The 5,840-nt window shown below is 60.3% G+C and carries 4 protein-coding genes; 1 reads left to right on the top strand and 3 read right to left on the bottom strand.

The genetic code is table 11. The features are described from left to right. The coding region (locus NKH35_RS30555) for a class I tRNA ligase family protein (RefSeq protein ID WP_352917418.1) at positions 1 to 1,656 on the top strand (1,656 nt) is incomplete at its 5' end. A gap of 776 nt (positions 1,657 to 2,432) precedes the next feature. On the opposite strand, the gene NKH35_RS30550 is transcribed toward NKH35_RS30555, so the two are convergent. The 3 genes from NKH35_RS30550 to NKH35_RS30540 all read right to left on the bottom strand — a co-directional run bounded on the left by NKH35_RS30550 (position 2,433) and on the right by NKH35_RS30540 (position 5,015). Beyond that, complete coding sequence (locus NKH35_RS30550) at positions 2,433 to 3,890, bottom strand: NAD-dependent succinate-semialdehyde dehydrogenase (RefSeq protein ID WP_502907016.1); 1,458 nt, start codon at positions 3,888 to 3,890, stop codon at positions 2,433 to 2,435. Positions 3,891 to 4,061: 171 nt separating this feature from the next. Further along, the gene (locus tag NKH35_RS30545) at positions 4,062 to 4,355 is read right to left on the bottom strand and encodes an insulinase family protein (protein WP_245264066.1); all 294 of its coding nucleotides are present in this window, start codon (positions 4,353 to 4,355) and stop codon (positions 4,062 to 4,064) included. Positions 4,356 to 4,442: 87 nt separating this feature from the next. Continuing rightward, entirely contained in the window at positions 4,443 to 5,015 is a 573-nt protein-coding gene (locus tag NKH35_RS30540; protein ID WP_352917413.1) for a hypothetical protein, read from the bottom strand. Positions 5,016 to 5,840 lie beyond the last annotated feature (825 nt).

Raw genomic sequence — 5,840 nt, 5'->3', positions numbered from 1 at the left:
GCTCCAAGCGGGCCGACCTTCGTCTTCTCCGCGCCGCCAACGCCAAATGGCGATCTGCATCTGGGGCATCTTTCTGGCCCCTATTTCGGCGCCGACGTCTATACCCGTTTCCTGCGCATGAAAGGAGTCGAGGCGTATCACCTGACCGGAAGCGACGATTACCAGAGCTACGTCGCGACACGCGCCGCTACCGATCAATGGACGCCTGCAAACGTGGCGCGCTACTACTCCGATGAGATTCGCGCCACGCTTTCACTTCTCGATTGTGACGTCCACAGCTTCCAAGCCACAATGGGCGATGACGGTTACCGCGAATTTCAAGCTGCGTGTTTCCGAACTCTTCTGAGCAGCACGGCGGTAGATCTGCGCCAGAGCCCTGCGCTTTTCGATGCTGTGACAGGCCAATATCTTTATGAGCCGGATGTTAGAGGCCTCTGTCCCGATTGCGGCGGCTCCGCCGCCGGCAACATCTGCGAGGAATGCGGCGCCCCAAACCTTTGCCACGACCTGGGTGCAGCGCGGTCACGGCAGTCTGCCGAAGCGCCGCTGGTCGGCTCCCTCCGCCGTCCGGAACTTGCCCTGGACCGCTGCTACGACAATATCGACCGGCATCTAAGGGCATCAGGCGTTCCGCTACGCATCTTGGATCTCTTCGCGCGCCTACGCCAACGCGGCGAATTTTCAGTCCCCATTATCCACCCCTCGGACTGGGGCCTCCCGGCCGAAGGGTTCCCGGGGCAAGTGATCTGGGTCTGGCCGGAGATGGCTTTCGGTTTTCTTTACAACATCCAGGCGCTCGGCCGCTCGCTGGGTCGCGACTGGAAGGCGGAGGTGCCCGGCAGCGATTGGCAGATTGTCCATTTCTTCGGCTTCGACAATTCGTTCTTCCACGCGCTACTCTACCCCGCTCTTTACGCCGAGGTCTTCTCCCACTGGACGCCGCGCATCCACTATCACGTCAACGAGTTCTACCTCCTCGACGGCAAGAAGTTTTCAACCAGCTGCCGCCACGCGGTCTGGGGCAAGGACGTTCTGAGCCCAAAGACAGTCGACGTCGTGCGCCTCCATTTGGGCCTGACACGCCCGGAAGGGGAGCGGACGGATTTCACGCTGGACGGGCTGCGCCGCACCGAGAAGGAGGTCTTCCAAGGGATTTGGCTGAACTGGCTTGATGCGTTGGACCAGGAAATCAAGCAGGATTTTGCCGGCCGTGTACCCGATGCAGGCGACTGGAGCCCAGTCGACCGCGCCTTCTTTGCTCGAATAGAGATCTATCGCGCGGCGATGGAGCGGGCATATTCGGACGAAGGCTTCTCGGTGCGGCGCGCGGCCACTCGGGTCTGCGAATTCGTGCGGGATTGCGTGATGTACCGTCGGGCGCGAAACTATGCGGCGGCGCGACGTTTCTATCCCGCCCGCAATCGGACTTCGCTAGCTCTTCAGACAGCGGCCGCTGCGATCATGGCACCGACAGTCGCTCCGTTAATGCCCCGGTTCGCCAGAACGCTGGCGCGAGGCATCGATGGCGTCTCAACCGAAACATGGCCCCGGTCCGTCCAGCGCCTTGCACCCGGGACGCGCTTTGATCTCAGACCCGTGTTGGTGTTCTACGCCAAGTCCGGCAATCCTCATCTCGATGAGGAGGAAGCACTATGAGCCCGAAGGTGCACCAGTGAGCTGTCCCAATCTCGACCAGATTTGCGCGGAATCAAAGCCGATGATGCCAAACATCTTTACTCGCTGTCACTGGCGACCGAAGCCGCTATCAAAGGGTACCAGATTGGCGGACCTGAACCAACGCATCGTCGACAACCTGACCTGCGCCTTGGAGGACCGGCCGGCCGATCGCTTCCCAGCCCTTGCTGTTCGTGCCGCAATGCCGTGTGGGCTCGACTGCGCTGACAACCTCTGCGGCATCGGCATTCCGTCCTCCAGCCGGTCAAGGCTGTCATGCGATTCGACCCGCTTGGTCAAACTGGCGCCTTGGATCGTGCGCCGATCACCAATGCGAATGCCTGCCTGATGGTATCTTCGGTTCTGTCCGAGCCTGTACCGGCGCGGCCGTCGGCCGAAGAACAACTGAGCTACTGACAATCTGAATATGGCAGGTCGAATTCTGCCCACGAAAACGGATATTGCCACAACCAGCGTTCACGATAGCTATGGTGCACAAGCTTCCAACCATACCTGCGCAACGACAGCCCGTCGCCTGTAGATAGTCGGCGAGGGCCGCTAAATCGCAAACGTATCCACCGTAGATTGCGCGCCGTCTTCGCCGACATGCAGACGCTTGTCTCGTCGAGAGGCGCTCCTCAGGATTGCGTGTTGCTCGGGTACGGAGCCCCCCCTCAGTTCCCAATCGATCCTACAATTCACATATTTGGAGATCGCTCGCTAGGTTACCCCGTCTGTGAACCTTGCAAGCCGATGCTTCAGATGCCGCCCATGCAGAGATATTTCATTTCGAGGTAATCCTCGAGCCCATGGCGGGATCCCTCCCGCCCGATGCCGGACTGTTTTATCCCACCGAACGGCGCCGCTTCCGAAGACATCCGGCCGGTATTTACCCCGACCATTCCATATTCCAAGGCCTCGGCGACACGCCAGACACGCTTCAGGTTGGACGCATAAAAATAGGCCGCGAGGCCGTAGATCGTTTCATTGGCATCACGCACGACCTGATCCGCATCTTTGAAGTGAATAATCGGTGCGAGCGGCCCGAATGTCTCTTCGCGCGCGACGGTCATCTCGCTGGTGACACCGGTCAGGACCGTTGGTTGGAAAAACGTGCCATTCGTGCCGATGCGTTTGCCCCCGCATCGAATCGCGCCGCCTTTAGCTACGGCATCGGCAATATGGGATTCAATCTTGGCCAAAGCCTTCTTGTCGATGAGGGGTCCTATGTCCACTCCGAGCGCGAAACCGTCACCAACTTGAAGTTGGCGAGCCCGTGCAACGAATTTCTCGACGAACTCGTCGTGAACGCCCGACTGGAGGTAAAGGCGGTTCGCTGAAACGCAGGTCTGGCCGGCATTGCGGTACTTCGCCTGGATGGCACCGTCCACCGCGGCATCGATATCCGCGTCATCGAAGACGATGAAAGGTGCATTGCCGCCGAGCTCTAGGGTGACTTTTTTGATCTGGGCCGAGCACTGGCGCATGAGTAGGCGCCCGATCTCAGTAGACCCGGTGAAGCTGATCTTGCGGACCTTGGGATTTGTGCAAAGTTCGCGGCCGACCGCGTCACCTTCGGATGCGTAGATCAGGTTGACGACGCCTTCGGGAAAGCCTGCCTGATGGGCGAGGGCGAACATTGCTCCAGCCACCAGCGGCGTCTGTTCAGCGGGCTTGAGGACGATCGTGCAGCCCGCCGCCAAGGCTGGCGAGATTTTGCGCGCCACCATCGACACCGGGAAATTCCATGGTGTTATCGTGCCCACGACCCCGATGGGCTGCTTGATCACCAGCATTCGGCGGTCGGCCGATGGTGCGGAGATCGTCTCGCCATAGACGCGATTTGCCTCCTCGGCGTACCATTGCAGATACGCCGCAGCATGCGATATCTCCGACTTGGCTTCCGCAAGCGGCTTGCCCATCTCCGCGGTGAGAATTGCAGCGAGATCGTCGGCGTGGTCGATGATCAACTGATGCCATCGCCATAGAACATCGCTGCGCTCACGGGCGGTAAACCCTGCCCATCCAGGCTGCGCGACATAGGCCTTCTCGATTCCAGCGCATGTCTCTTCGACTCCCATGTCAGGTAGTTCTGCCAGCACTTCGCCGGTCGACGGGTTGAGGACCTCGAATGTCCGCTCGCCCATCCGCGTGCCAAGTGCCGGCAGGCGATCGATGGGTCCAAACAGGTCAGGGGATCGCAGGTGACGGATCATCGGCAGGCACAGGGGCAATATCCGATTCCTCCTCAACGCGGCAGGTGTCCATAGCAGGTGCGGTGTGTATTCCGGACGTAAAGGTTCCTTATAGGGCCTCGGCCATACAGCTAGCAGACCACGGTACCCAAGTGGGAGGGAGAATACGCTACAAGACGCCTAGCGGTTCTACTAGTCGGGCTCGACCGGTCGGTTGCGCGGTGGCAGGTCCGGCCCGCGCGCAACCTTGCCATAGGTCTTCGCGGCCAGCGCCTTCACCGTCTCAGGCTCTGCGTCGCCGGCCACCACCAGCACGGCGTTGTTCGGTCGGCGGTATTCGTTGCACATCGTGAACCGATCGGTGCCGTTCAGCTTCTCCATCTCCTGCGTCCAGCCGTTCACCGGAATGCGGTAGGGCTGATTCGGCCGCAACGTCGCGTTGACCTCCTCGTCCACCAGACCTGAGGGTCCGTCTCTCTGCGCCAACGGCGCTCCTCCAGGATCACGTTTCGTCGGTCTCGATATCATCGTCGTTGAGAATGAGGTTGAACATGCGATCGGCCTCGAAGCCCATCATCTCGCCCAAAGCGATTTATAGGCGGTGAGGGCGGTATTGTAGCCGCTGACTGAGACGGCTCCGTCGAACTCGCTGTCGGGGCGGTTGGGCGTCGCCCTGAAGATCAGACGCTCGAGGGAAGGGGCAAGTTCCGTTTTGCCCGGTGGCTCGTCGGCGCTGCGGACCTTGTGCCAGATCATGTGAGTGACGATTTGCGCGGGGTCATGTCGACCGTTCCATGCCATCATTGAGCAGGAAATCTTGCCGCCGTCGGTGGCGGCCAGAGCCGGAGCGGTCGTCGCCAGGCCAGGGCGGTGGCAGTGAACGGCTTGCGCAGCCAGGGGGTGATCGATGGCTCCGGTTGGAAAGGCAAGTTTCGAGGCAGTGATTTGTTCCTCATTTTCATGAACGGGCTGCGTCTTCGATCCCCGTGGGAGGATCGGCGGGCAGCGCCGAGCCAGATGAATCATGGGGCCAGGGCTCACTCGAGCCTCATCTTGGGATGAGCCCAGGAGACCGGCGGCCGTGTTCTTGGGGAGGTGGTCATTGGAGGGATTTTCCTTGATCCGCGAGGCCTTGCGGATGACCACGCATGCACCGTGCCAGACCAGAAAACATTCGAGGCATGTGGACAAGTCAGTCTGACATGTCGTGCATCCGACATTGTGGGCCATCGGACAGGGCTGAAGGCGACGCGAGCACGGCTGAGAATATCTTCTTCATCTGGAAGACGATTCGGCGCGCTGCTGGGGAAGGGGTACAGGATGCGCTCCGAAGGCCGCTGCACTGACGGTCAGAATTGAGATGTTGGTAGCTCCAGCGGGTCGCTCTCCTCAAAGTCAGACCGGGGCGGTGCTGAAGGGGAGAGGCGTGAGCAGCGTATCTAAGTCGGCCGCGGAGCCTGCTCGCGCGCGAAGACGGACCTGATCAAAAAACGGCGAGTGGCGACATTCGCGAGGCGCTGGAAAACGAGATCGTACTCGGGCGGGAAAAACGATGCCGTTGCTCTCGTCTGGCATGATGGCCTGCCGCCAGGCGGTTGAACGTGATGAGTTGCTGCGGAAAGGGGAGTGTTTTCGCGGGACCTTGGTCAACGTAAGAAGCAAACGTCGAGCTCGCCTTGGATGGGGGCATGCAGCACATTTGCCGCTGCAGGACAGCAGCACGGAAGCTGTCCGCGCCTGCCGTCGTCCCTGGCACCAAACAGGAGAATTCAGCTATCGCGATTGATTTCATGTGCGCGTAAAATACCGGCTGGTGCGCTCGGTTTGCCGGCAAACAGCTATCGCCTCCAACAGCTGCGAACGCATTCCTCGTGGAGTGGTCGCTTAGGTCAAGGGCATCGGGTGATTAACAGCCTGACCTTGCTCAATCTGATGCGCGCTAGAGCAGAATCTGATCACTCAGGCTCGTAT

Origin of the sequence: Mesorhizobium sp. M1143, from assembly GCF_040318435.1 — a bacterium.
Lineage (GTDB): Bacteria > Pseudomonadota > Alphaproteobacteria > Rhizobiales > Rhizobiaceae > Mesorhizobium.
This window is presented reverse-complemented; position numbering and strand designations above follow the sequence as displayed.

Bases quoted from the DNA above. Each gene is read 5' to 3' on its own strand.
- NKH35_RS30550 (WP_502907016.1), bottom strand. From the start codon at position 3,890: ATGATCCGTCACCTGCGATCCCCTGACCTGTTTGGACCCATCGATCGC.